This is a genomic window from Nocardioides bruguierae (assembly GCF_023656415.1).
GTDB classification, from domain to species: Bacteria; Actinomycetota; Actinomycetes; order Propionibacteriales; family Nocardioidaceae; genus Nocardioides; species Nocardioides bruguierae.
Genome location: NZ_JAMOIL010000009.1, coordinates 20,542 through 44,949, shown reverse-complemented (window position 1 = coordinate 44,949; position 24,408 = coordinate 20,542). Strand labels below are relative to the sequence as shown.

Annotated in this window: 23 protein-coding genes; 8 read left to right on the top strand and 15 right to left on the bottom strand. The window is 72.8% G+C overall.

Annotated features, from left to right (window positions below):
* Nucleotides 1-170: 170 nt before the first annotated feature.
* A complete protein-coding gene (locus M8330_RS08105; protein WP_250826927.1) occupies nt 171-3,170 on the bottom strand; it encodes a S8 family serine peptidase in 3,000 nt (999 codons plus the stop codon).
* A gap of 302 nt (nt 3,171-3,472) precedes the next feature.
* Here M8330_RS08105 and M8330_RS08100 point away from each other — a divergent pair, with 302 nt between their 5' ends.
* On the top strand, nt 3,473-4,228 hold the full coding sequence (locus M8330_RS08100; RefSeq protein WP_250826926.1) for an SDR family oxidoreductase: 756 nt from the start codon (nt 3,473-3,475) through the stop codon (nt 4,226-4,228).
* A gap of 15 nt (nt 4,229-4,243) precedes the next feature.
* Here the strand turns inward: M8330_RS08100 and M8330_RS08095 are convergent, their stop codons facing one another.
* Together M8330_RS08095 and M8330_RS08090 are read right to left on the bottom strand one after the other, a co-directional pair.
* Entirely contained in the window at nt 4,244-6,454 is a 2,211-nt protein-coding gene (locus M8330_RS08095) for a 3-hydroxyacyl-CoA dehydrogenase NAD-binding domain-containing protein (protein ID WP_250826925.1), read from the bottom strand.
* Between the two features lie 5 nt (nt 6,455-6,459).
* Nucleotides 6,460-7,677, bottom strand: a complete 1,218-nt coding sequence (locus M8330_RS08090; protein ID WP_250826924.1) for an acetyl-CoA C-acetyltransferase — start codon at nt 7,675-7,677, stop codon at nt 6,460-6,462.
* A 120-nt stretch (nt 7,678-7,797) separates the two neighbouring features.
* On the opposite strand from M8330_RS08090, the gene M8330_RS08085 reads away from it, so the two are divergent.
* Genes M8330_RS08085 through M8330_RS08070 form a run of 4 tightly spaced genes read left to right on the top strand, consistent with a single transcriptional unit; the run spans nt 7,798 to nt 9,871 of the window.
* A complete protein-coding gene (locus M8330_RS08085; RefSeq protein ID WP_250826923.1) occupies nt 7,798-8,541 on the top strand; it encodes a helix-turn-helix domain-containing protein in 744 nt (247 codons plus the stop codon).
* A 14-nt stretch (nt 8,542-8,555) separates the two neighbouring features.
* Nucleotides 8,556-8,912: a hypothetical protein gene (locus M8330_RS08080; RefSeq protein WP_250826922.1), complete on the top strand. Its 357-nt coding sequence runs from the start codon at nt 8,556-8,558 to the stop codon at nt 8,910-8,912.
* 4 nt (nt 8,913-8,916) lie between these two features.
* A complete protein-coding gene (locus tag M8330_RS08075) occupies nt 8,917-9,240 on the top strand; it encodes a hypothetical protein (RefSeq protein ID WP_250826921.1) in 324 nt (107 codons plus the stop codon).
* 40 nt (nt 9,241-9,280) lie between these two features.
* On the top strand, nt 9,281-9,871 hold the full coding sequence (locus M8330_RS08070; protein ID WP_250826920.1) for a hypothetical protein: 591 nt from the start codon (nt 9,281-9,283) through the stop codon (nt 9,869-9,871).
* A gap of 10 nt (nt 9,872-9,881) precedes the next feature.
* Here M8330_RS08070 and M8330_RS08065 read toward each other — a convergent pair whose 3' ends face one another.
* Nucleotides 9,882-10,529 (bottom strand): alpha/beta hydrolase, encoded by a 648-nt coding sequence (locus M8330_RS08065; RefSeq protein ID WP_250826919.1) that lies wholly within the window; start codon nt 10,527-10,529, stop codon nt 9,882-9,884.
* A 96-nt stretch (nt 10,530-10,625) separates the two neighbouring features.
* Between M8330_RS08065 and M8330_RS08060 the strand changes: the two genes are divergently transcribed.
* On the top strand, nt 10,626-11,528 hold the full coding sequence (locus M8330_RS08060) for an NAD(P)H-binding protein (RefSeq protein WP_250051393.1): 903 nt from the start codon (nt 10,626-10,628) through the stop codon (nt 11,526-11,528).
* Nucleotides 11,529-11,532: 4 nt separating this feature from the next.
* Here M8330_RS08060 and M8330_RS08055 read toward each other — a convergent pair whose 3' ends face one another.
* The 10 genes from M8330_RS08055 to M8330_RS08010 form a co-directional block, all read right to left on the bottom strand.
* Entirely contained in the window at nt 11,533-12,537 is a 1,005-nt protein-coding gene (locus M8330_RS08055; RefSeq protein WP_250826918.1) for a cytochrome d ubiquinol oxidase subunit II, read from the bottom strand.
* Nucleotides 12,534-14,018, bottom strand: coding sequence for a cytochrome ubiquinol oxidase subunit I (locus M8330_RS08050; RefSeq protein ID WP_250827031.1), 1,485 nt, complete (start codon nt 14,016-14,018; stop codon nt 12,534-12,536). The genes M8330_RS08055 and M8330_RS08050 overlap by 4 nt, the downstream gene beginning before the upstream one ends.
* A gap of 158 nt (nt 14,019-14,176) precedes the next feature.
* Entirely contained in the window at nt 14,177-14,872 is a 696-nt protein-coding gene (locus tag M8330_RS08045) for a CPBP family glutamic-type intramembrane protease (RefSeq protein WP_250826917.1), read from the bottom strand.
* A 231-nt stretch (nt 14,873-15,103) separates the two neighbouring features.
* Nucleotides 15,104-15,298: a CsbD family protein gene (locus M8330_RS08040; RefSeq protein WP_250051399.1), complete on the bottom strand. Its 195-nt coding sequence runs from the start codon at nt 15,296-15,298 to the stop codon at nt 15,104-15,106.
* A 100-nt stretch (nt 15,299-15,398) separates the two neighbouring features.
* Nucleotides 15,399-16,868 (bottom strand): flavin-containing monooxygenase, encoded by a 1,470-nt coding sequence (locus M8330_RS08035; protein ID WP_250826916.1) that lies wholly within the window; start codon nt 16,866-16,868, stop codon nt 15,399-15,401.
* A gap of 86 nt (nt 16,869-16,954) precedes the next feature.
* A complete protein-coding gene (locus M8330_RS08030; protein WP_250826915.1) occupies nt 16,955-18,127 on the bottom strand; it encodes a CaiB/BaiF CoA transferase family protein in 1,173 nt (390 codons plus the stop codon).
* Between the two features lie 83 nt (nt 18,128-18,210).
* Nucleotides 18,211-18,942: an amino acid ABC transporter ATP-binding protein gene (locus tag M8330_RS08025; RefSeq protein ID WP_250826914.1), complete on the bottom strand. Its 732-nt coding sequence runs from the start codon at nt 18,940-18,942 to the stop codon at nt 18,211-18,213.
* Entirely contained in the window at nt 18,939-19,697 is a 759-nt protein-coding gene (locus M8330_RS08020) for an amino acid ABC transporter permease (protein ID WP_250051405.1), read from the bottom strand. The genes M8330_RS08025 and M8330_RS08020 overlap by 4 nt, the downstream gene beginning before the upstream one ends.
* Before the next feature lie 138 nt (nt 19,698-19,835).
* Nucleotides 19,836-20,738, bottom strand: a complete 903-nt coding sequence (locus M8330_RS08015) for an ABC transporter substrate-binding protein (protein ID WP_250826913.1) — start codon at nt 20,736-20,738, stop codon at nt 19,836-19,838.
* Nucleotides 20,739-20,787: 49 nt separating this feature from the next.
* Entirely contained in the window at nt 20,788-21,291 is a 504-nt protein-coding gene (locus tag M8330_RS08010) for a DUF4396 domain-containing protein (RefSeq protein ID WP_250826912.1), read from the bottom strand.
* A 73-nt stretch (nt 21,292-21,364) separates the two neighbouring features.
* Here M8330_RS08010 and M8330_RS08005 point away from each other — a divergent pair, with 73 nt between their 5' ends.
* On the top strand, nt 21,365-21,805 hold the full coding sequence (locus M8330_RS08005; protein WP_250826911.1) for an HIT family protein: 441 nt from the start codon (nt 21,365-21,367) through the stop codon (nt 21,803-21,805).
* Between the two features lie 55 nt (nt 21,806-21,860).
* Complete coding sequence (locus M8330_RS08000; RefSeq protein WP_250826910.1) at nt 21,861-23,006, top strand: MalY/PatB family protein; 1,146 nt, start codon at nt 21,861-21,863, stop codon at nt 23,004-23,006.
* A gap of 34 nt (nt 23,007-23,040) precedes the next feature.
* Here M8330_RS08000 and M8330_RS07995 read toward each other — a convergent pair whose 3' ends face one another.
* Nucleotides 23,041-24,405 (bottom strand): GH1 family beta-glucosidase, encoded by a 1,365-nt coding sequence (locus M8330_RS07995; RefSeq protein ID WP_250826909.1) that lies wholly within the window; start codon nt 24,403-24,405, stop codon nt 23,041-23,043.
* Nucleotides 24,406-24,408 lie beyond the last annotated feature (3 nt).

Below are 24,408 nucleotides of genomic sequence, written 5' to 3'. Positions count from 1 at the left end.
ACCACGTATGCATACCCGGTATCCAGCGCTGTGCCGCCTCGCTCGCGGGCACCTTCCGGACGACCGCACGGCCACCCCGGAGGAGTGGGGTGGCCGTGCGGGTGGAGCTGGTGCAGCTGGTGCTGCCCGTGGGCGGGTCCGCGCCGGTCAACCGACGCGGACCCGTCGGGTCACGGGACCGCGGGGGTGGTGACGGTCAGCATGGTGCTGACGCCGGTGTCGCCGTACCGGATGAAGCCGAGGTACTGCGAGTCGGCGTCGAGACCGCTCCACTCGGTGGTGAAGGTGGTCTCCTCGCGCGGAGACAGGCTGAGCGTGCTCGGCGTGAAGGTGACCGCGCCCTCGGAGGAGGCGGGGTTCACGTCGTAGACGTTCAGGTCGTAGTCCATCGGCGAGCCGAGGTCACCGGCGGAGTAGCCGTCGATGAAGACGACGTAGGCCGGCGAGTCCGGGGCCTCGACCGTGACGGACTCGTCCGCGGAGGCCGTGGCCGAGGAGCCGACGAGCGAGCCGTACCCGGTGGAGCAGTCCGCCTCGGGGGCGGCGTAGACCGACAGGTCGAGGTCCGCGGTGTCGTCGAGCGCGTCGAGGTCGAAGCGGATCAGCGAGCTGCCCTCGGCGACCGGGACGCAGTAGCCGTCGTAGTCGTTCGGCGCGACCGCACCGGAGACGGTGTCGGCGCCGGCCAGACCCTCCATGGTCAGCGGGATCTCGTCGTTGACGCCACCGGTGACGGTCACGTCGACGGAGCCGTCGGTGCCGGTGCCCTCGACCGAGGCGGGGGCGTCGACCTCGAGCGGCTTCAGCGCGACGGGCATACGCACGACCTTGCGACCGAGCTTGGTGCGACCGACCACGTTGACGTAGCCCTGGGCCCACTCACCGTAGGTGGCGTCGGCGTTCGGGGTGAACGTCAGCACGAGCTTGCGCTTCTGGCCGCGCTTGGTCTTGAACACGCTGCGGTTCACGTCCACGTCGAAGCCCTTGATCGCGGACTTCACCTTCCACGTGCCGGCCGTCTGGGCGGAGATCCAGCGGACGAACGTGGTGCTCTGCAGCACCGTGGAGTCAGCCATGGAGGGCAGGTTCACGCGCTTGGCGTCGATGGCGCGGACGCCGGTGTCGTAGCCGTTGGCGGTGAGCAGGCCGTACCACTGGCGCGGCGTGGAGGTGACGAACAGGCCGGGCGAGAACATCGAGGTCGGCGTGACCTCACCGGAGCCCTGGGCGAAGACGTCGCGGTTGGCGCTGCCGTCGTCGTTCTTGGTGTTCTGCGCCGTGGTCATCATGGCGGACTTGACCGCCATCGGGCTCCAGTTCGGGTGCTCGCCCATGATGAACGCGCCGAGGCCGGCGATGTGCGGGCTCGACATGGAGGTGCCGGAGTACAGGTCGTAGTCGCGGTCGGAGTTCGACGGCGGCGCGACGGCGGCGAGGACGTTGGAGCCCGGCGCCGCGATGTCCGGCTTGAGGATGTCCATGTTGTTGGCCAGGGCCGGACCGCGCGAGGAGAAGCCGCTGATGACCGGCACGGCCGGGCTCTCCAGGTCGGTCTGGTTGCCGGGGATGATCTCGGCGGTGGCGCCGTCGCCGGCGTCGGCCAGGTAGTCGTAGACCGCGTTGTAGTCCGTGTCCTGGAGGTGCACGGTGGGCACCGAGTGGAAGTCGGCGTCGAGGCTGTTGGCGCTGGTGTTCATCAGCAGCATGCCGGCGCCGCCGGCAGCCAGCACGGTGGCGGACTTCTCCACGCGGGCGACGGTGCCGCGGTCGCAGACGACGATGTCGTCAGCGGCGACCTTCTCGGGGTCCAGGGACCCGTCCCAGCACTCGGCCACGGCCTGCTCGCTCTGACCGTCCAGGCCCACGTCGGTGGACGCGACCAGGCTGCCGGACACCCCGGTGGTGGAGGAGGAGACGCCGAGGAGCTCGGTGCCGTCACCCAGCACCACGGTGCCGTCGAAGTTGCGGTAGGTGGAGGCCGCGACCGTGGTCAGCCACGGGCTGTGGTGGTCCACCGACGAGGCGGTCGGGCCGGAGTTGCCCGCGGAGGCGGCGACGAAGACGCCGGCGTCCGCGGCACCCGCGAAGGCGACCTCGACCGGGTCGAGGGTGTCGGTCGGCGCGCCACCGATGGAGTAGTTGATGACGTCCACGCCGTCGCGGACGGCGTCGTCGATCGCACTCAGCAGGGCGTCGCCGTAGCAGCCGCTCGCGTCGGCGCCGCCCGGGGTCGTCGCCTCCCAGCAGACCTTGTAGGCGGCGATGGAGGCCGCCGGCGCCATGCCGACGACCTCGCCGAAGTCCACGCCCTCGACCGAGACGCCCTTGACGGAGTCGCCGGCGGCGGTGGAGGCGGTGTGCGAGCCGTGGCCGCCACCGTCACGGGGCGAACTGAACTCGGCCTCGTTCGGGACGATGTACCCGGCGTCGACGTAGGCCTGGAAGGTGTCGGGGTAGTAGCGCGCACCGATGATCTTGGTCGAGCAGTCGCTGAGCTCGAAGTCCTCACCGGTCTCGCAGCGACCGTTGAAGGTCCCGCCGTCGGCCTTGCGCATGGTCGTGTTGCCCAGCGGGTCGATGTGGGCGCCCCACGAGCCGCTGGCCGCGGCGGTGAGCGCGGCACCCTGGAAGGACTCGCTCTCGGGCCAGATGCCGGTGTCGATCACGCCGACCACGACGCCGTCGCCGGCGTCGCTCTTGCCGCCGTTCTGGTTCCAGGCGCCCTTGCGGCCGACCATGTCCAGGAACTTGGCGGTGTTGTCGGAGTCGTAGTCGAGCAGCTCTCGCTTGTCGTTCGGGACCACGGCCATCACCGAGCTGTCCTTGGACAGCTGCGATGCCTGGGTCCCGGTCAGCGTGGCGCTGAAGCCGTTCGAGGCGATCGTGTACTGCGAGGCGATCTTCGCCCCGACCGAGCGGGCCAGCGAGCGGTGCTGCGTCCGCAGGTAGCCGCGGTACTGCGTGGCCGCGGTGCTGCGGGCGTTGAACTCGCCCGAGGCCGACCGGGTCGCGGCGAAGCCGTTGGTGCCACCGGTGTACGAGGCGGCCGCAGGCTGCTTGAGCAGGACGATGTAGTCGCCGTCCTCGAAGCTCGCCGGCTTGACCTTCTCGATCGGGGTGATCTTGTCCTTGGATGCGTTGCTTGCCGTCGCGGGTGACGTCCCGGCCATGAGGCCGAGGGTCAGTGCGCTGACGGAGAGCAGGCCGAGTGCGCGTGTACGCGCAGCACGACCGGCGTGCGTGTTCGACACAGGTTCTCCCTCTTAACCCGAGATCCCCCGCGTGCCGGCGCCCGATGCCAGCAGATGACACGGAGGTGGTCTGCACCTCACTCCCGCGGGAGCATTAAGTCAAGACTCTGAGAACTCTCAGGTACGAAATGTTGCGGTGCCGAAACACTGGTGGCCCTGAAATTCTTGCGAATCGCCGCGGACCCGCGACAAGCCACGGCCCGTTGGGCATACTTCGCCGGATGAGGACCCTGATCACGGGTGCATCGTCCGGCCTGGGTGCCGAGATGGCGCGACAGCTCGCGGCGGCCGGCCACGACCTCGCGCTCACGGCGCGGCGGACCGACCGGCTCGACGACCTCACGGCCGAGATCGGTGCGGTCAGCCCCGGGGTCCGGGTGTGCTCGGCGCCCCTCGACGTCAGCGACCTGGGGGCCGTGCCCCGCGTGGTGCAGCAGCTGCGCGCCGAGCTCGGCGGGCTGGAGCGCGTCGTGGTCAACGCCGGCGCCGGCAAGGGCCGTCCGATCGGCTCCGGGCGCCCCGACGCCAACATCGAGACGCTCACCACCAACGTCCTCGGCGCCCTGGCCACGATGGAGGCGGCCATGGCCGTCTTCCGCGAGCAGGGCCACGGCCACCTCGTCGTGGTCTCCTCGGTGATGAGCGTGCGGGCCATGCCCACGCACATGACCGCCTACGCGGCCTCGAAGGCCGCGGTCGCCCGGCTCGCCGAGGGCGTGCGCGCCGAGGTGGACGCCGGCGAGCTGAAGGGCCGCGTGCGGGTCACCGTGCTGCACCCCGGCTACATCGCCTCCGAGATGACCGGCGCCAAGTCCGGCCGCACCCCGCTCATGGTCGACACCGAGACCGGGGTCGCCGCCATGGTCGAGGCAATCGAGAAGGAGGTCGGGCGCGCCTTCGTGCCGCGCTGGCCGTGGGAGGTCCTCGGCCGCGTCCTCGCGATCGCCCCGCCGGCCCTGGCCAGACGCCTGGGCTGAGGCCCGGAGCCGGGCTCAGGCGGGCAGCCGCTCCCCCTTCTCCGCCAGCGTCCGCAGCGACGCCGGCACGGTGAACCTCGGCCCGTAGGCCGCGGCCAGCTCGTCCGCCCGGGCCACGAACGCCGCCAGGCCGACCTCGCCGGTGGGCGACTCGTAGCCATGCATCAGCTGGGCGGCGCCGCCCGTGGTGGGCGGGAAGCCGATGCCGAGGATCGACCCGATGTTGGCGGCCGCGGACGACTCCAGCACGCCCTCCTCGAAGCAGCGGGCGGTCTCGAGCGCCTCGGCCACGAGCATCCGGTCGGCGACGTCGCGCAGCGGCACGGCGTCCCCCTCCGGCGTCGACGGGAACGCGGTGGCCAGGCCGGCCCACAGGCCCTGCCGTCGTCCACCCTCGTAGTCGTAGAAGCCCGCGCCCTTCAGCCGCGAGGGACGACCCAGCTCGATCATCCGGCGGACGACGGCCGTGCCGGGGTGGGCGGCCTCGGGGTCGGCGGCCTCGGTGGCGTCGGCGATGCGCGCCATCAGCTCCATGTTCAGCTCGTCGCTGAGCTGGAGCGGACCGACCGGGTAGCCGGCCTGCGTGGCGGCCCGCTCGAGCGAGACCGGGTGCACCCCTTCAGCGAGCATCGCCAGGCCCTCGTTGATCCGCACGCCGATGACGCGCGAGGTGTAGAAGCCGCGGGAGTCGTGGACGATGATCGGCGTCTTCGCGATGGCCCGGACGACGTCGTGGGCGTGCGCCAGCGCGCTGTCTCCGGTGGCGCGGCCGCGGATGATCTCGACCAGCGGCATCTTGTCCACGGGGCTGAAGAAGTGCAGCCCGAGGAAGCGGTCCGCCAGGTCGAGGCCCGTCGCGTCCGCGACCGCCGCGGCCAGGTCGGTGATCGGCAGCGTCGAGGTGTTCGAGCACAGCAGCGCGTCGGGCGCGAGGTGCGGCAGCACCTCGGCGAAGACGGTCGCCTTGAGCGCCGGGTCCTCGAAGACCGCCTCGATCACCAGGTCGCAGCCCGCGAGGTCGGCCGCGTCGGCGGTGGGGGTGATCCGGGCCAGCACGGCCGCGGCCTTCTCGGGCGTCGTCCGCCCCTTCTCCACCGCGCGGGCGTTCAGCGTCTCGGTGTAGCCACGGCCGCGCTTGGCGGCCTCGAGGGAGACGTCCTTGAGCACCACGTCCAGGCCCGCACGGGCGCAGGAGTAGGCGATGCCGGCGCCCATCATCCCGGCGCCGAGCACCGCCACGCGGGTCGGTCGGAACGGCTCGACGCCGGCGGGCCGGTGGGCCGGGCCGTTGACGGCCTGCATGTCCACGAAGAACGCCTGGATCATGTTCGTCGAGGTCTGCGAGGTCACCAGCGAGGTGAAGTAGCGCGACTCGATGCGCGAGGCGGCGGCGAAGTCGCGACCGGCCCCCTCGACGGCGGCCGAGAGGATCGCGGCCTGCGCCGGCGGCACGTGCCCCTTCGTCTGCTGGCGCAGCAGGGCCGGGAAGGCGGGCAGGGCCTGGGCCATCTGTCGCGAGGACGGGGCCCCGCCGGGCATCCGGTAGCCCGGCGCGTCCCACGGCTGCACGTGCGCCTCGGGGTGCGCGAGCACCCACGCCCGCGCGTGCTCGAGCAGGCCCTCGGCGGGCACCACCTCGTCGACGAGGCCCTGGCCGAGCGCCTTCTCGGGGCTCATCTGCGGGCCGCGCAGCAGCACGTCCATGAGGGCGCTCTGGAGGCCGAGCATCCGGGTGACGCGGGTGACGCCGCCGCCACCGGGCAGGAGCCCGAGCGTCGCCTCGGGCAGGCCGAGCCTGATCCGCGGGTCGTCGGCGACGACCCGGTGGTGGCAGGCCAGCGCGAGCTCGAGGCCACCGCCCAGCGCGGCGCCGTTGATCGCGGCGACCACGGGACGCCCGCAGGTCTCCAGCCGTCGCATGGTGGCCTTGAGGCCCTCGACCATGAGGAACGTCGCGGCGGCCTCGTCGGGGCCGGTGCGCTGCATCGAGAGCAGGTCGCCGCCGGCGAAGAAGGTCGACTTGCCGCTGGCCAGCACGACGCCGCGCACGTCGTCGGGCCGCTGCTCCAGGTCGGCGAGCAGGGCCTCCACGGCTGCCGCGAACGCGGGGCCGAACCGGTCGTTCATGGTGTTCACCCGCGCCTGCGGGTCGTCCAGGAGGAGCGTGGCGACGCCGTCGCTCCCGAGCTCGTAGGTCACCGAGGTGTCCACGGTCGTGCCGCTCATCCGGCTCACACCCTCTCCACGATCGTCGCGATGCCCATGCCGCCGCCCACGCACAGCGTGGCCAGCCCGCGGCGCAGGTCGCGCCGCTCCAGCTCGTCCACGAGGGTGCCGAGGATCATTGCCCCGGTCGCCCCCAGCGGGTGGCCCATCGCGATGGCCCCACCGTTGACGTTGGTGACCTCGGGGCTGATGCCGAGGTCGCGCATGAACCGCAGGGCGACCGCCGCGAACGCCTCGTTGATCTCGAACAGGTCGATGTCGCCGACCTCGAGACCGGCCTTGGCCAGCGCCTTGCGCGCGGCCGGGGCGGGGCCGGTGAGCATGATCGTCGGGTCCGCCCCCGACACGGCCGCCGACACGACGCGGGCCCGGGGCCGCAGCCCCAGCCGCTCGCCGGCACCCTCGGAGCCGAGGAGCACCAGCGCCGCCCCGTCCACGATGCCGGAGGAGTTGCCCGCGTGGTGCACGTGGTCGATGCGCTCGACCCGGTGGTACTTCTCCAGGGCCACGGAGTCGAAGCCGAAGTCGCGCCCGAGCGCGGCGAAGGAGGGCTTGAGCCCCGCCAGGCTCTCGGGCGAGGTGCCGGGCCGGATCGTCTCGTCGGTGTCGAGGATCGTCAGCCCGTTGCGGTCGGTCACCGGCACCACGGACGAGGCGAAGCGGCCGTCCGCCCAGGCCTTGGCCGCGCGGGCGTGGGACTCCGCGGCGAACGCGTCGACGTCGGCGCGGGTCCAGCCGCCGAGCGTCGCGATGAGGTCGGCGCCGATGCCCTGTGGCACGAAGCCGGTGGCCAGCGCGGTCTGCGGGTCGGCCGCCCAGGGGCCGCCGTCCGCGCCGATCGGCGTGGAGGACATGTGCTCCACCCCGCCCGCCACGATCACGTCCTCCCAGCCCGAGCGCACCCGCGCGGCGGCCTGGTTGACCGCCTCCAGCCCCGACGCGCAGAACCGGTTGAGCTGCACGCCCGCCGTGGTCTCGGGGTAGCCGGCGGCCAGCGCGGCCGTCTTGGCCAGGTCGCCGCCCTGCTCCCCGATCGGCGTGACGACACCGAGCACGACGTCGTCCACGGCCTCGATGCCGGCGTCCAGCCCAGGGTTGCGCTCGCGCAGGCTCGCGAGCAGGCCGGTGGCCAGGGAGACCGGCGTGACCTCGGCCAGGCTGCCGCTCGCCTTGCCGCGACCGCGTGGGGTGCGCAGGTGGTCGTAGATGAACGCCTCGGGCATGGGCTGCCTCTCTGCAGGGGCCGGATGGGGAGCAGCGCGCGTGACGGGCGCCACTCACGATCATGACACCGGTACTGTCACGGTGGTCAAGAGCGAGGGCACGACCTGGGGAGGAGGGGCATGGGCGAGCAGGCTGTGGACGAGGAGGGGCTCATCGGCCTCGCCGACCTCACCGAGCGCACCGGGGTGAGCGTGCGCAACGTCCGCTTCTACACCTCCCGCGGGCTGCTGCCGCCGCCCGTGCGCCGCGGCCGGTCCGGCTACTACACGCCCGTGCACGTCGCGCGGCTCGAGCTGGTCCGCGAGCTCCAGGGCCACGGCTTCACCCTGGCCGCGATCGAGCGGTACCTGGCGACGCTGCCCGAGGACGCCGGTGCCGACCAGCTCGCCGTGCGGCGCACGATGCTCACCCCGTGGCACCCCGACGACGAGCACGTCGCCGACCTCGCGGCGCTTGAGCAGCGCGCCGGCCGCACCCTGGACGAGGCGGCGCTGGCGCTCCTCGACGCCCTCGGTGTCGTCCGCGTCGACCCGACCGGCGGCTACCGGCTCGCCGCGGGGCGCCTCACCACCGCCCTCGACCTCCTCGCGCTCGACTTCCCCCTGGCCGCCGCGCGGGCGGCCGGCGACGCGTGCCGGCGCGCGGGCGAGGCGCTGGCCGCCGAGCTGGACGCCGTCTTCCGCGAACAAGTCTGGCCCGCCTACCGCGACACCGACGCAGGCTCGGAGCGGCTCCAGGCCCTGGTCACGGCGATGAAGCCCGTGACCGTGGACGGCCTCGTCGCCGCCTACGAGGCCGCGATGGACGCCACCCGCCGCGAGGAGGTCGCCCGCCGCACCGGTGCGCCCGACGGCGGCGTGTGATGGACTCAGGCGTCATGGACGCCCTGCCCGACCGCTCCGCGCTGCTCGCCCCCGCTCTCTCCGCCCGCCACCTGCGCTCGCTGGCCTGGTCGCTGGCCAGCGCCACGATCCTGGACGCGGTGGCCCTGCTCGCCGCGATCAGCGACGGGAACGACGGCTGGGCTACCGCCACCGGGTTCGTCCTGCTGCTCCTGGTCGTCGGCACCGCCATGGCCGTCGTGCTCACGGCGGTGCGTGCCTCCGAGGAGCGCTCCCAGGCGCTCCAGTTCGAGTACGCGACGCACCTGCGCGACCTGGTGCGCGGGCGCGACGCGACCACGGGCTCGCCCGCCGCGACCGGGGACCTCCCGTCGCCGCCCGTGGTGGAATGACGTCATGACGGACCTGCGAGCCTCCTCGCGCGCCTCGGCCGCCCCTCCGGTGCCGCCCGGGCTGTCCGTCGCGTCCCTGCGCCTGCTGGCGTGGGTGCTGTTCTGGGCGACCTTCGCCGACATGGCGCTCTGGATGCTGTCGGTGCTCGGCGGTGGGGGTGGGTTCGCCGGCTGGACGCTGCTCGTCCTCCCGATCCTGGTCGGGGGCACCACGGCCGCGGCCGTCCTGGTCGGCGTCCGCGCGGCCGAGGAGCGCACCCGCACCCTGCTGGCCGAGACCCGGTGCCGGTGCGCGGGCGAGCCGGGCGACGGGCCCGCGGGCTCCTAGAGCGGTTGCCGTGCCGCCCGTCCCCGTGTCCATCCGTCCTGTGCGCGTCCCTCCCCGGCTCGTGCGTGCCGGGCTCCTGGCCACCGCGCTGCTCCTGACGACGGCCTGCTCCGAGCAGGGCGACCCGGGCGACCCGGCGGACGTCGCTGCCGCCCGGGACCGGCTGGGCGCCGTCCAGTCGGCGCTGGAGGTCTGGGCCGCCGCCGACGACCTCGCGCAGGCACGGGCCGCGGCCGAGGAGGTCTCCAACCTGGTCACGGGGCCGGGGGTGCACCTCTACGGCGACACCGACGGTGACGGCAGCCTCGCCGGGGCCGTGGACGAGGGGCTGCTGCCGGGCGAGCAGGGCGAGCAGGGCCTGGGCCTGCCCTTGGAGGAGTGCGCCGGCGTCGACCTGCTCGGCGGCTCGTGGGCCGATCCCGGTGCCCGCTGGGCCGACCTGACCGAGCGGATCGAGGTCTGGGCGCCGGACGACAACCGGTTCCCCGAGCTGCCCAGCCACGCCCAGCGCGTCGTCGGGTGGGCGCAGCTCACGCTCTCCACCGACAGCCTCGAGGACGCCCACGAGTACGCGGGCCACGCGCAGCTGCACGTCACCGCATCCGTGGCCGCTGTCGACAAGTGCGGCTGAGTGGTCTCGATCAGCGGGGGGCGAGCACGCCCTCCAGCCACCCTGCGAGCGCAGTCACGCCCTGCGCGGTCAGGCCGTGCCCGCCGTCGTCCGTGTGCACGGTGACGTCGGCGCCGGACTCCTCGGCGAGCCAGGTGCGGGTGCGGTCCAGCAGGTCGCGGGGGATGACGTGGTCCGCGCTGCCCTGGGCGACGAGCACGCGGGACCCGGCGAGCCGGCCGGTGGTGAGGTCCATGCCGGCGGGCTCGAACGGCAGGGTGCCCGCGAGGACGGCCACGCCGGCCCAGCGCTCGGGGCGGGTCAGGAGCAGCCCGCCGGCGAACGCCGCACCGCCGGAGAAGCCGACCAGCACGACAGGGCGCCCGGCGTCGGCCACCGAGCCCAGCCACGCGTCGAACCAGGCCATCGTGCCGGCGAGGGAGTCGGCGTCCGGGCGTCCGATCCCGTGGTTGGCGAACCACGCGTACCCCGACTGCTCGGCGCCCAGCGGCGCGCGCAGCGCCACGTAGGACGCGCCGGCCGGCAGGTGCCGGGCCAGGCCGATGATCGAGCGCTCGTCGGCGCCGCGACCGTGCAGGAGCACCACGAGCGGGCGCGCGGCGTCGTCCTCGGCGGTGGAGACGGCCACGGGCAGGGTGGTGACGGGGGCGGCACTCACGAGAACTCCTGACGAGTCAGTTGCTGAATCTTCAACCACAGCCTACCCCCGGCGCGGGTGAGCAGCCCCCGGCGTCCACCTGCCTACCGTCGACCCATGGGTCTCACCGTGCTCGTGACCGGCGCCAGCGGCTTCGTCGGTGGTCGGCTCGTGCCCTGCCTGACCGAGGCCGGTCACACGGTCAAGGCCATGACCCGCCACCCCGACACCTACACCGGTGAGGGCACCCCCGTCTTCGGTGACGTCTTCGACGCCGGCTCGCTCGCCGAGCCGATGGAGGGCGTGGACGTGGCGATCTACCTGGTCCACAGCCTCGACGACACCGACTTCGAGAAGAAGGACGCGGCGGCGGCCCGTGACTTCGGCCTGGCCGCGGCGGCCGCCGGCGTCGACCAGATCGTCTACCTCGGCGGCCTGGGCGCCGACGGCGAGTCCCTCTCCCCGCACCTGCGCTCGCGCCGCGAGGTCGAGCACCTGCTCGGCTCCTCGGGCGTGCCGGTCACGGTGCTGCGCGCCGCGATCGTCGTCGGCGCCGGCGGGGTCTCCTGGGAGATGACCCGGCAGCTGGTCAAGCACCTGCCCGCCATGGTCGTGCCCCGGTGGGCGGCCACCCGCACGCAGCCCATCGCGGTGGACGACGTCGTCCGCTACGTCGTCGGCGTCACCGGCAACGACCAGGCCCTCGACCGCGTCTTCGAGATCGGTGGCGCCGACCAGCTCTCCTACACCGGCATGCTCCAGGAGGCCGGCAAGGTGCTGCTCGGGCGCAAGCCGCCCATCCTCGAGGTGCCGGTCGGCACGCCGATGCTGAGCGAGTGGTGGATCCGCCTGGTCACCGGCGTCGACGCCACCACCGCGGGCAACCTCATCGAGTCGATGGGCACCGAGGTGCTGGTCACCGACACCAGCATCCGTGACGTCGTGCCGTTCGAGCCGATGAGCTACGTGGAGATGGTGCGCCTCGCCCTGGCCGAGGAGAGCGCACCCGCCTCGGCCTGAGAGGTCAGTGCGCGTCCTCCGCGGACCACTTCTGGGCGGTGTGGAGCAGGTAGCCGAGCGAGGGGCCCACCAGGGCCGCCGCCAGGCCCACGGCCACGAGCAGCGCCTCGAGGGTCGCGGTCGCCCCCGCGGCGTCGGTGATGGTGATCTCGTCCACCAGGAACCACGGGTACTGGCCCATGCCCCAGCCCGAGACGACCGCCGCGACGGCGCCCACGGCGGTGAAGCGGGCGATCCCCGGGCGGCGCACCCACAGCAGCACCAGGGTCGCGGCGCCGAGCACCGCCGAGGCGATCACCAGCGGCAGCGCGCGGTGCGTGAGCCCGTACCAGAGGGTCGGGGCGTCGTCGTGCAGCGGGATGAGGCCGGCCAGCACGATCGCACCGGTGCCGATGCCCACCGCGAGGACGCGGCGGCGCAGCGAGGCGGCGAGGTCGGCGTCCGGGCCGCGGGTGGCGTCGGCGACGAGGAAGACGCCGGCCAGGAAGGCGCAGGTGCCGATCGCCACCAGCCCGCCGATGACCGAGGTCGGGTTCAGCCAGGAGGCCCAGAGGTCGCCGCGTCCCTCGGCGGGGACCCGGCCCGAGGCGATCGCACCGGCCACCGCGCCCAGGAAGAACGGCGTGATGACCGAGGAGACCGCGAAGACCACGCCGAAGAAGCGGGCCAGGGCCAGCGACTCGGCGTACTTGCGGAACGCGAACGCGGAGCCCCGCAGGACGATGCCGCCGACCGCCAGGAACAGCGGCACGATCAGCGTCCGCATCACCGGCTCGTAGGCGCTGGGGAACGCCGTCCACCAGACGACGAGCACGTAGATCAGCCAGACGTGGTTGGCCTCCCAGACCGGCCCGATCGAGTGGTCGACCTGGCGGCGGATGCGCGCACCCGACCGGGAGCCGCCCGCGGTGAGGTCGTAGAACCCCGAGCCGAAGTCGGCCCCGCCGAGCACGGCGTAGAACAGGACGCCCGCGAAGAGCGCGGCCGCCACGACCACCTCGAGGCTCATCGGGCGGGCTCCTGCGCCGCGTCCGTCGCCGAGCCGGTCTCCAGCTCCGGCCCGTACGGGCTGGGCAGCGACTCGTCCCCTCGGCGCCACCGCTTGGCCATCGAGCGCAGGACGACGATCGCGCCGATCGTCATCAGCGTGTAGACGACGACGGTGATCCAGTAGAGCCACCACAGCCCGGAGTTGTCGCCGGCTGCCTCGGGGGTGCGCATGACGCCGTAGACGATCCAGGGCTGGCGGCCCACCTCGGTGGTGATCCAGCCCGTCTCCATGGCGGCGATCGCCGCGATGCCGGAGAAGGCCATGATCCGCAGGAACCACCGGCTCGTGGCCCGGTCGGCGTCGAGCAGGTCCCACTTCCGCCAGCGCGCGAACCAGAAGATCAGGGCGAGGCCCATCAGCAGCATGCCCAGACCGATCATGATCTGGAACGACCAGTGGGTGAGGTTGACCGGCGGCAGGTCCTCCTCCGCGAACTCGTCCAGGGAGGGCACCGGCTCCGAGAGCGACTCCATCGCGATGATCGAGCCCAGGTAGGGGATCTCGATGGCGCCGACCTTCTCGCCGTCGCTGTTGACGTACCCGCCCAGCGTCATCGGCGAGGGGCTCTCGGACGTGGTGGCCAGCTCCATCGCGGCGAGCTTGCTCGGCTGGATCTCGGCCAGCTCCGCGCCGAGGAAGTGGCCCACGACGGGCTGGGAGATCGCGGCCACCGAGGCGAAGACGAACGGCACGATGAAGCCGAGACGGTGGTGCCGGTCGCGACGGCCCTTGAGCATCCCCACGGCGTAGACCGCGGCGATGCAGAAGCCCGCGACCATGAACGTGGCGACCCACATGTGGCCGAACTGGAGCCAGACGCGGTCGTTGAAGAACGCGGCCCAGGGCTGGATGTTGGTGACCTCACCGTCCACGATGTCGAAGCCGGTGGGCTCGTTCATCCACGCGTTCACCGCGAGCACGCAGAACGTGCCGACCACGCCCGTGATGGCCATCGGCACCAGCATCAGCAGGTGCACCTTGGGCTTCATCCGGTCCCACCCGTAGAGGTAGAGGCCGATGAAGATCGCCTCGAGGAAGAACGCGAGGCCCTCGAACGCGAACGGCAGGCCGAGGACGTCGCCGAACGTGCCCATGAGGCCGGGCCAGAGCAGGCCCATCTCGAAGCTGAGCACGGTGCCGGAGACCGCACCGATCGCGAAGAGGACCGCCGAGACCTTCGACCAGCGACGGGCGAGACGCATCGCGTCGGCGTCCTCGCGGTACACACCGCGCCAGTGCATCGCCAGGATGATCGTCGGGAAGGCGACGCCGAAGCACGCCAGGATGATGTGCCAGCCCAGCGACAGCGCCATCTGCTGGCGGGCCGGCAGCAGGCCCGCCGGGTCTGCGGTGCTGCTCGCGTCGGCGGTCAGGGAGGTCAGGGCGGTCAGGCTCGCGTGCACGTCGAGCGACCCGACGACGGTGTCGAGAAGGGGCATCACGCTGCCAAGGTACGTGCCCCACAGTGTCTTCAGAAGCGCTCGTGAGAACTTTCACAAGGTCCCGTCGGCCCAGGTGAGGGGTACATTTGACCTCTCTTGCACGCGCCTCGGGCACCGTCGGACCCGGCGCGACCTGCGGCTTTACCCGACAATCGTCAGGCGAACACCAGCGGCAGCACGAGCAGCATGGACAGCGACCACGTCAGGTGCGTGATGATCGGCGCCAGCACCCCACCGGAGGCCCGCCGCTCGAGCCCGACCACGACGCCCAGCAGCACCGCGGCGAAGGCGAGCATCACGTTGCCGCTGGCCAGCGTCGCCACCAGGTAGGCCACCGTCGTCACGAGGACGGGGCGGCGCGGCGTGGCCGCGTAGGCGGCGCCGCGGAAGAACAGCTCCTCGGCGATCCCGTTGATCGCGGTGACCACCACCAGGATCGGCAGCGAGCCCTGCGTCGAGTAGTCGAGCACCGAGCGGATCTCGTCGACCAGCGGCGCCAGCACGTCGATGGCCTGCACCAGGTACCCGCCGGCCACGAACACCCCGACCATCACCGCCCCCACCAGGAACGGCGAGAGGACGGGGCGCACCAGCCGGTCGCGGAAGGCGATCCGCCCCAGGTGGATGCGACCCGAGACGAACGCCCCGGTCGTCCAGATCGCCGCGAGCACGAGGGTGAGCAGGTAGAAGGCGACCGAGCCCGGGTCGGTGCGCAGCAGGAAGCCGAGGGCGACCGCACCGGCGACGACCACCACGGCCACGACGACCTGGCGTCGGCGCAGCACCTGGGGGCTGTCCCAGTGGTCGCGCGGGACCTTGTCCCACAGGCTGCGGCGGACGATCTGGCTCACGGGTCCTCCGGGCTCCTGACCTCGGTCGCGGCGGTTGGCGCCTCCGATGCTCCCGCGACCGCTGCCGGGGTCGGGTCACCCGCCCGGGGACGGAGGCACCCCGGGACGCGGCGAGGGCCGCCCCGGTGCGGGGCGGCCCTCGTCGGGCCCGGTCCTGGGACCGAGATGTCACGCGCGCTCAGGCGCGGTGCTCAGAGGTGGTGCTCAGACGTGGTGCTCAGACGTGGCACGTCACTTCGAGACGGCGCCCTTGACGTCCTTGGCCGCGTCCTTGAGCTTCTCGCCGGCCTGCTTCAGGCCGGCCGAGCTCTGGTCGGCCTTGCCCTCGGCCTGGAGCTGCTCGTTGCCGGTGGCCTCGCCGACCGTCTCCTTGCCCTTGCCGCCGAGCTCCTCGGACTTGTTCGACAGCTTGTCGCTGATCGCCATGATTCCTCCTCGGATGAGAGGGCCCCGCCGTCGGGGCCGCACCCTCCTCGGATACCCATCCGGCACCCGGGGCCTCTCACCCCCTCGGGCACGGGCGGCGTCAGCGGAACGCCAGGACCCCGTCGTCCAGCTCGTCGTGCCGGATGGTGCGCAGGTCGGTGAGGTAGTTCTGCTTGAGCATCCACGGCGCCCGGTCGCCCTGTCGGGGCAGGTGGTCGAGGGCGCGGAGCACGTAGCCGGACTGGAAGTCCATGAACGGCCGCTCCCCCACGCTGGGGTCGCGCTCGGCCACGAAGCTGCTCAGCCCGTGGGTGTCGAGGTGCTCGAGCATCCGGCAGACGTAGTCGCTGACCAGGTCGGCCTTGAGGGTCCAGGACGCGTTCGTGTAGCCGATCGTGTAGACGAAGTTCGGGACGCCGGAGAGCATCAGCGCCTTGTAGGCCATCGTCTCGTGGGCCTTGACCTCGGCGCCGTCGACGGTCATCGAGATGCCGCCGAACGCCTTGAGCCGCAGGCCGGTGGCCGTGACGATGATGTCGGCGTCCAGGTGCTTGCCGCTGGTCAGCCGGATGCCGGTGGCGTCGAAGGTGTCGATGTGGTCGGTGACCACGTCGGCCTTGCCACTGCGCAGCGCCTTGAACAGGTCGGAGTCGGGGACGAAGCAGAGCCGCTGGTCCCACGGGTTGTAGTCGGGCTTGAAGTGGGTGTCCACGTCGAGGCCCGTGCCCTCCAGCTGCCGCGCCGTGGCGGTGCGGATGAGGTTCTTGCCCCACTCCGGCCGGCGCTGGAACAGCTGGTAGCTGCCCACCTGCACCAGGATGTTCTTCCACCGCACCAGCGGGAACCGGAGCTTCTCGGGCAGCCGGGCCAGGGCCTTGCCCCAGCCGTCGCGGCCGGGCCGGGAGAGGATGTAGGTGGGCGAGCGCTGGAGCATCGTCACGTGCTCGGCGGTCGGCGCCATGGCCGGCACGAGCGTCACGGCGGTGGCCCCGGAGCCGATCACCACGACCTTCTTGCCGGCGTGGTCGAGGTCCTCGGGCCAGAACTGCGGGTGCACGACCTGCCCCTCGAAGTACTCGGCCCCGGGGAACACCGGGGCGTGGCCCTGGTCGTAGTCGTAGTAGCCGGAGCAGCCCCACAGCAGGCTGCACCGGACCTGCTTCTCGACCCCGTCGTGGGTGTAGGTGACCGTCCAGCGCTGCTCGTCGCTGCTCCACGCGGCGCTGGTGACGCGGTGGTCGTAGCGGATGAGCCGCTCCACGTCGTACTCCTCCGCGACCGCCCGCAGGTAGTCGAGGATCAGGTGCCCGTCGGCCAGCGCGGTGTCGCTGGGCCACGGCCGCCACCGGAAGCCGAAGGTGAACATGTCCGAGTCCGACCGGATGCCGGGGTAGCGGAACAGGTCCCACGTGCCGCCGCTCGTGGCGCGGGCCTCGAGCACCGCGACGGACTTGCCGGGGTGGCGGGTGACGATCTGGCAGGCGGCGCCGATGCCGGAGAGCCCCGCGCCGATGACGAGGACGTCGACGTCCTCCACCGGCTGCGCCGGGCTGGTGTCCTGGGAGGTCATGTGGCGACGGTAACGCGGATCCGCCGTTATTGACAGATATTCATTAGTGGAGATCTGTGCTGGCACGCCTCCCGGTGATCGAGACCTCAGGCCTGGTGGACGACCCCGCGCGCGATCAGGCCGTCGACGTCCGCGACCCCCCAGGCGGCCAGCGCGGCGCGGGTGTCCTGACCGACCACGGCCGGCGGAGGGGTGCCGAGGCTCGCCGGCGTCTCGGAGAACCGGGGTGCCGGGGCGGGCTGGGGGCCGTGCTCGCCGGGCAGGAAGGTGCCGCGCGCGGCCAGGTGCGGGTGGAGCGGCGCCTCCTCCCGGGTCAGCACGGGGACGAGGCAGGCGTCCGTGCCCTCGGCGGCGGCCGTCCACTCCTCCCGGGTGCGGCCGCGGATCGTCTCGGCGAACAGGGCGCGCATCTCCGGCCAGCGGGCCAGGTCGAGCTGGCCGGGGCAGTCCGCTGCGACGTCCAGCACCTCGATCAGGGCCGCGAAGAACGGCGGCTCGAGGGCACCGACGGCGACGTGGCCGCCGTCCGCGGTCTCGTAGAGGTCGTAGAACGGGGCGCCGCCGTCGAGCAGGTTGCGGCCGCGGGGCTGGGTGTCGAGGCCACCGTTGGCCAGCGCGTGGGTCATCGCGTCGAGGTGGGCGAGGCCGTCGACGATCGCGGCGTCGACCACCTGGCCGCGGCCGGTCGCGCGGGCGTGCGTGAGCGCGGCGAGCACGCCGATGACCAGGTACGTCGAGCCGCCGCCGAAGTCGCCGAGCAGGTTGCGGGGGAAGTGCGGACGCGCCGGGTCCTGCCCCGCGCCGTGCAGCGCGCCGGTGAGCGCGGTGTAGGTCAGGTCGTGGCCGGCGGCCTGGGCGAGCGGACCGTCCTGCCCCCAGCCGGTCATCCGCCCGTAGACCAGCGCCGGGTTCACCGCGAGGCACTCCGCCGGCCCGACGCCGCGACGCTCGGTGACCCCGGGCCGCATCCCCTCGACGAGCACGTCGGCGTCGCGCACCAGGCTGAGCACCAGGTCGGCCGCCTCGGGGTGGGTGAGGTCGAGCGCGACGCTGGGGCGGCCGCGGTCGAGCAGGTCGTGCGCGCCGCCGGTGAACATCTGGCCCTGCGGCCGGTCGAGCCGGATCACGTCCGCGCCCAGGTCCGCCAGGATCATGCAGGCGTGCGGACCGGGTCCGATGCCCGCCAGCTCGACCACCTTCACGCCGGCCAGCGGCCCGCCTCGTCCTGCCTGGTCACCGGGGTTCTGCTGCTGAGGCATGCGCCCCATCCTGCACCCGGCACGTCATGCATCTGAGGGGGACTGCGTCCGCTCCGCATGACGTCCCGCGGGGAGTGCGCTGGTCAGAGGACGCGGGCGAGGAAGGCGCGGGTCCGCTCCTGCAGCGGCGCGCCGAGCACCTGGGAGGGCGGGCCCTCCTCGCAGACGCGGCCGGCGTCGAGGAAGACGACGCGGGTGGCGACGTCCCGCGCGAACGACATCTCGTGCGTGGCCAGCACCATCGTGGTGCCCTCGGCGGCGAGCTCGCGCAGGATGCCGAGCACCTCACCGACGAGCTCGGGGTCCAGGGCGGCGGTCACCTCGTCGAGCAGGAGCAGCGACGGGCTCGTGCACAGGGCGCGGACGACGGCGGCGCGCTGCTGCTGGCCACCGCTGAGCCGGTCGGGGTGGACGTCCGCGAAGTCACCGAGACCGAAGCGTCCGAGCAGGTCACGGGCCCGCGCCTCCGCCTCGCGGCGGGAGCGACGGTGGGCGAACCGCGGGGCGAGCACGCAGTTCTGCAGCACCGTGAGGTGCGGGAACAGGTTGTAGGCCTGGAAGACCATGCCCATCCGCCGGCGCACGGCTCGCTCGTCGGTGCGGGGGTCGGTGATCTCGCTGCCCTCGAACGTGATGGTGCCGTCGTCGGTCTGCTCGAGCAGGTTCAGGCACCGCAGCAGCGTCGACTTGCCCGACCCCGAGGCGCCGATCAGGCACACCACCTCGCCGGGCTCGACGTCGAGGTCGATGCCCTCGAGCACGACCCGGTCGCCGTAGGACTTGCGCAGGTCGCGCACCGACAGCAGCGCGCTCATCGGGCACCCGCCCTCTCCCGCTCGACCAGCCGCTTCTGCAGGTGGTCGGTGAGCCGGGCCAGCGGCACCGTGAGCACGACGAAGTAGAGCGCCACGACCACCATCGGCGTGTAGTTGAAGTTGAAGTTGGCGTAGTTGGTGGCCCAGAAGACGCCGTCCAGGACGCCCAGCACGGAGACGAGCGCGGTGTCCTTCTGCAGGGACACGAAGTCGTTGAGCAGTGGCGGGACGATGCGGCGCACCGCCTGGGGCACCACCACGTGCCGCAGGATGCGCCCCTCGGAGAGCCCGAGCGCGCGGGCGCTGGCCACCTGCGAGGGGTGCACCGACTCCAGCCCCGCGCGGAAGACCTCCGAGACGTAGGCCGAGTAGGAGACCACGAGCGCGACGCCGGCCCACACGACCCGGTCGTTGGTGATGCCCTGCAGCTGCAGCGCCGGGATGCCGAAGCCGAACATCGTGATCAGCAGGATCGTCGGGATGCCGCGGACGACGTCGGTGTAGACGACCGCCACCACGCGCACGGGCGCCAGCCAGGCCGAGCGGGTCGTGCGGGCGACCGCGATGAGCAGGCCCAGCACGAGGATGCCGATCTCGCAGACGACGAAGAGGCGGACGTTGAGCCACATCGCCTCGAGCACCGCCCGCCACGACTCGCGGGCGGCCTCGGGCGAGAAGAAGTACTCCTTGACCCGCTCCCAGCCGGGCGAGCTGACCAGCCCCACGAGGAGGAGGCCGAGCACCACCACGGTCATGACCGTGGCGATCAGGGTGGAGCGACGCCGCTGCCGTCGACGGAGGGCCCGCCGCTCGAGCTCACGCTCGCTCGGGGACCAGTCCGCGGGCGCCGCTGCCCGCGCTGCTGAGGGACCCACGCCCGGTGCCGACCCCGATCAGTCCAGCTCGGGGACGGACACGGAGTCGGAGAGCCACTTCTTCTCGATCGCGGCCAGCGTGCCGTCGTCCTCCATCGCGGCGAGCGCCTCGTCCACGCAGGTCACGAGGCTGGAGCCCTTCGCGAAGAGCATGCCGAACTCCTCGGTCTCGCCGGTCTCGGGCTGGAACTGGCCGACGATGGTGCCGCCGTCCAGCTGCACGGCCGAGATGTAGAAGGCGGTGGGCAGGTCGGCGAGGATCGCGTCGACCTGACCGTTCTGCAGCGCCTGCACGGCGGCGTTCGTGGTCTGGAAGACGGACGGGTCGGAGTCGGGCTGGATCACGTCGGTGATCGCGGTGAGGCTGGTGGTGCCGGTCTGCGCGCCGAGGTTCAGGCTCTTGAGGTCGTCCAGGCTGGTGGCGTCCGCGGCGGCCGAGCCGTCCAGCGCGATGACCGCCTGGGCAGCGGAGTAGTAGCCGTCGGAGAAGTCGACGACCTTCGCGCGCTGCGGCGTGATCGAGATCTGGTTGATGTCGAAGTCGAAGTCCTTCGCGCCGGGCGCGTAGGAGGTGTTGAAGGGCACGACGGTCCAGGTGACCTCGTCCTGGCTGAACCCGAGGCGGTCGGCGACCTCGTAGGCCACGGCCGACTCGTACCCCTTGCCGTTGGTCGGGTCGTTGCCCTTGAACCACGGCGAGTAGGTCGGCGAGTCGGTGCCCACCGTCAGCGTGCCGGCCGTCGTCAGCATGTCGTCGGTGACGCAGGCGGCCGGGTCGGCCGACTCGCTGCTGCTGGCCGTCGCGTCGGCCGTCGTCGAGCCGTCGTCGGAGGCCGAGACCGACTCCTCGGTCGGCGCGCAGGCGCTGAGCACCAGCACGGACGCGGCAGCAAGGGCAGGCAGGGCGAGGCGACGGCGCATGAGTCGGATCGTAGGGCCGACGTGTGACACCCGGGTGACGCCCGTCCGGTCAGTGGCCCTGGGCAGTGTGGTGCATCTCGTGACCCTCGTGACCGCCGCCGTGCCCACCGCTGTGCCCGTGCAGCTCGTGCACCTTGGCGTGGCCGAGCCCGCGGTCCATCAGCCACTTGTTCACCGGCACCGCCACGAGGAACGCGATGGCCAGCGAGAGCGCCAGCGTCCACCAGAACAGCCACTGCGTGAGCGTGGCGGCGAGCGCGCCGGGGATGAGCGCGATGAAGCCGTTGTCGACGAGCTCCATCACCAGGATCGAGACGGTGTCGGAGGCCAGCGCCGCCTTGACCGCGGTCGAGGTGGAGAAGCCGGCCTTCTTCACGCCCCAGAAGGTCAGCGAGTAGCCGAACACGAACGCCAGCACGAACGAGACCGCGACGCTGGTCAGGTTCTGCCAGGCGAAGGCGGCGGCGAGGATCATGCCGACGATCTCGCCGGCGGCGCAGCCGGTGAGGCAGTGGCGGGTGGCGGTCGCGGCCATCTTCCAGGAGGTGTCCATGCCTCTACTGCTACCCCTCGGGGGTACTCGTGCACCTGGTCCGGGAGGGTGAGGACCGCCTACGCTGGGGCCCGTGCCAGGCGAGGTGAACCGCGACGCGACGTGTCTGTTCTGCCGCATCGTCGCCGGGGAGGTCCCCGCGACCGTCGTGGCCGAGGACGAGCGCACGCTCGCGTTCCTCGACATCAACCCCGCCAGCGACGGCCACGCCCTGGTGGTCCCCAAGGCGCACGCCGCGGACCTCGGTGCGGCCGACCCCGAGGACGTCGCGGCGACCGCGCGGGCGGCGCAGGCCCTCGGCGCCCGGATGCGCGAGCGCCTGGGCGCGGACGGCGTGAACGTGCTGACCGCGTGGGGCGAGGCCGCCTGGCAGACGGTCTTCCACCTGCACTGGCACGTGATCCCCCGCTACGCCGGTGACGAGGCCCGCGACCGGCTCCGCCTCCCCTGGACCCCGTCGCCCGGCGACCCCGCCGTCCTCGCCTCCGTCGCCGCGCGGCTCACCGCCCCCTGAGCGGCGACCGACCCCCCGCACCGGCCGCTCGTCGGACCGGACCAGACTGGTCCCCGTGATCGTCGACCTCACCGACGCCCAGCTCCGTCGCGCCCTGCCCACCAAGTGGGGCTCCACCGAGGAGGGCACCGTGCCCGCCTGGGTCGCGGAGACCGACTACCAGGTGGCGCTCCCGATCCTGGACGCCGTCGGCGCAGCGGTCGCCGACGGGATGCTCGGCTACGCCCCCTGGCACGACACCCTGCAGGCCGCCGAGCTCGACGCCGCGTTCGTCGCGTTCGCACAGCGGCACTGGGGCTGGACGCTGCCGGTGGGCCGCTCCACGGTCGTCGGCGACGTGGTCGCGGGGCTCCGCCTCGTCCTGGAGACCCTGGCCGAGCCGGGGCCGGTGCTGGTGCCGACCCCGCACTACCCGCCGTTCCGCGAGGTCGTCGAGGTCACCGGCCACGAGCTGGTGATGGTCGAGGCCGACCCGGACGCCGACGACGCCGCCCTCGACCTGGCGGCCCTCGAGCGAGCGATCGTGGAGAGCGGGGCGCGGACGCTGATCCTCTGCCACCCGCACAACCCGACCGGGCGCGTGCACCGCCGCCACGAGCTGGAGGCGCTGCGCGACCTCACCCGCGCCCACGGCGTGCGCGTGGTCGTCGACGAGATCCACGCGCCCCTGGTGCTGCCGGGCTCCCCCGCGTTCGTGCCCTACCTGAGCGTCGACGACTCCGCGGTGCTGGTCACGAGCCACTCCAAGACGTTCTCCACCGCCGGCCTGCACGCGGCACAGGTGATCACGCTGGACGACGGCGACCTGGCTGCGGTCCGCGGCGTGCCGCACGCCCAGAACGGTGGCGCGTCGGTGCTCGGGATGATCGCCGGCACCGTCGCGTGGAACGACTGCGACGACTGGCTCGAGGCGCTGCGCGAGCGGATCGCCGAGCAGCGCGACCTGCTGGAGAAGATGCTCGACGAGCGGCTGCCGCAGGCCCGGGTGCGGCCGGTCGAGGCCACCTACCTGGCCTGGGTCGACCTACGGGCGTACGGGGTGGAGCGCCCCGCCGAGGCGGCCCGCGCCCACCACGTCCGCGTGGCCGAGGGCAGCGACTACCACCCTGGCCTGGCCGGCCACGTCCGAGTCAACCTCGCCACCGACGCCCGCCGGCTCGGTCTCGTCGTGGAGGGCCTCGCCGCCGGCGTCCTGCGGTAGCCACCTCCGGTCGGGGCCTGTGCTGGCGGAGGGGTCAGCCGATCGACCGCGTCCGCGAGGCGATGACGTCGTGGAACCAGTCGAAGGACGCCTTGGGCACGCGCTTCTTGCAGCCCGGCTCGACGCGGACGAGGCCGAACGGCGCCTGGTAGCCCTGGGCACCGTCGAAACCGTCCAGCAGCGACCAGACGAACATGCCCTGCACGTCGACGCCTCGCTGGACGGCAGCGGAGACGGCGCGGAGGTGGCCGTCCAGGTAGGCGATCCGGGCGTCGTCGTCCACCACGCCCTGCTCGTCGGGAGTGTCGGCGTAGGCGGCACCGGCGGCCGTGATGCACAGCGGCGGCAGCGCGGCCCGGTAGCGGGCACGGAAGGTGATGAGCCACTCGCGCAGCGCGTCGGGCACGACCGGCCAGCCGAGGTCGGTGGTCGGGTAGCCGAGCAGCGGCACCGGCATGAACGGGGTCTCGGCCTCCTCGGGGGCCGCGGCGATCCGCATGGGGGCGTAGTAGCTGATCCCGTAGAAGTCGAGCGGCTGGCGGATGAGCGCCAGGTCGCCCGGCTCGATCACGTCGTCGAGCAGGATCTCCAGGTCGCGCGGGTAGCGCCCCAGCAGCATCGGCTCGATGAAGAAGCCGTTCCACAACGAGTCGAACAGCTTGGTCGCGCCGACGTCCGCCTCGTCGTCGCTGGCGGGCCACATGGGCGCGTGGTGGTTCGCGCAGCCGACGCGCTCGGCCCCGGCGGCCCGCAGGGCGGACGTGGCGACGCCGTGCCCGATCAGCAGGTGGTGGGCCACGGGGATGGCGTGGAACATGAGCCGACGGCCCGGCGCGTGCGAGCCGGTGCCGTAGCCGAGGAAGGCCACGACGTTGGGCTCGTCCACCGGCACCCAGGCGCTGACCCGGTCGGCGAGCCGCTCGCCGACGAGGGCGGCGTAGTCGCCGAAGCGCGAGATCGTCTCGCGGTTGAGCCACCCGCCGTCGTCCTCGAGGCCCTGCGGCAGGTCGCCGTGGAACAGCGTGACGACGGGGTCGATCCCGGCCTTCAGCAGCGTGTCGACCAGCCGCTCGTAGTGGTCGAGGCCGGCGGCGTTGGGCGCGCCGCGGCCGCTGGGCTGCACGCGCGACCACGGGATGGAGTAGCGGTAGGCGTCCACCCCGAGGTCGGCCAGCAGGGAGACGTCCTCGCGGAACCGGCGGTAGTGGTCGGCGCCCAGGTCGCCCGCGGCCAGCCCGCCGGCCACGGCCCCGGGCCGCGCGGCGAACGTGTCCCACACGGAGGGTCCACGACCTTCCGCCTCGGGGGCACCCTCCACCTGGTAGGCGGCGGTGGCCACGCCGAGCCGGAACCCCGGCGGCAGCGGGGGCAGGCGGGGGGCATCCTGCGACGGCGGCACGAG

What these genes read in the sequence shown, in the direction of transcription:
- M8330_RS08105 (WP_250826927.1), bottom strand. Translation starts at nt 3,170, where the DNA reads ATGGCCGGGACGTCACCCGCGACGGCAAGCAACGCATCCAAGGACAAG.
- M8330_RS08100 (WP_250826926.1), top strand. Translation starts at nt 3,473, where the DNA reads ATGAGGACCCTGATCACGGGTGCATCGTCCGGCCTGGGTGCCGAGATG.
- M8330_RS08095 (WP_250826925.1), bottom strand. Translation starts at nt 6,454, where the DNA reads ATGAGCGGCACGACCGTGGACACCTCGGTGACCTACGAGCTCGGGAGC.
- M8330_RS08090 (WP_250826924.1), bottom strand. Translation starts at nt 7,677, where the DNA reads ATGCCCGAGGCGTTCATCTACGACCACCTGCGCACCCCACGCGGTCGC.
- M8330_RS08085 (WP_250826923.1), top strand. Translation starts at nt 7,798, where the DNA reads ATGGGCGAGCAGGCTGTGGACGAGGAGGGGCTCATCGGCCTCGCCGAC.
- M8330_RS08080 (WP_250826922.1), top strand. Translation starts at nt 8,556, where the DNA reads ATGGACGCCCTGCCCGACCGCTCCGCGCTGCTCGCCCCCGCTCTCTCC.
- M8330_RS08075 (WP_250826921.1), top strand. Translation starts at nt 8,917, where the DNA reads ATGACGGACCTGCGAGCCTCCTCGCGCGCCTCGGCCGCCCCTCCGGTG.
- M8330_RS08060 (WP_250051393.1), top strand. Translation starts at nt 10,626, where the DNA reads ATGGGTCTCACCGTGCTCGTGACCGGCGCCAGCGGCTTCGTCGGTGGT.
- M8330_RS08055 (WP_250826918.1), bottom strand. Translation starts at nt 12,537, where the DNA reads ATGAGCCTCGAGGTGGTCGTGGCGGCCGCGCTCTTCGCGGGCGTCCTG.
- M8330_RS08050 (WP_250827031.1), bottom strand. Translation starts at nt 14,018, where the DNA reads ATGCCCCTTCTCGACACCGTCGTCGGGTCGCTCGACGTGCACGCGAGC.
- M8330_RS08040 (WP_250051399.1), bottom strand. Translation starts at nt 15,298, where the DNA reads ATGGCGATCAGCGACAAGCTGTCGAACAAGTCCGAGGAGCTCGGCGGC.
- M8330_RS08035 (WP_250826916.1), bottom strand. Translation starts at nt 16,868, where the DNA reads ATGACCTCCCAGGACACCAGCCCGGCGCAGCCGGTGGAGGACGTCGAC.
- M8330_RS08030 (WP_250826915.1), bottom strand. Translation starts at nt 18,127, where the DNA reads ATGCCTCAGCAGCAGAACCCCGGTGACCAGGCAGGACGAGGCGGGCCG.
- M8330_RS08025 (WP_250826914.1), bottom strand. Translation starts at nt 18,942, where the DNA reads ATGAGCGCGCTGCTGTCGGTGCGCGACCTGCGCAAGTCCTACGGCGAC.
- M8330_RS08020 (WP_250051405.1), bottom strand. Translation starts at nt 19,697, where the DNA reads ATGACCGTGGTGGTGCTCGGCCTCCTCCTCGTGGGGCTGGTCAGCTCG.
- M8330_RS08015 (WP_250826913.1), bottom strand. Translation starts at nt 20,738, where the DNA reads ATGCGCCGTCGCCTCGCCCTGCCTGCCCTTGCTGCCGCGTCCGTGCTG.
- M8330_RS08010 (WP_250826912.1), bottom strand. Translation starts at nt 21,291, where the DNA reads ATGGACACCTCCTGGAAGATGGCCGCGACCGCCACCCGCCACTGCCTC.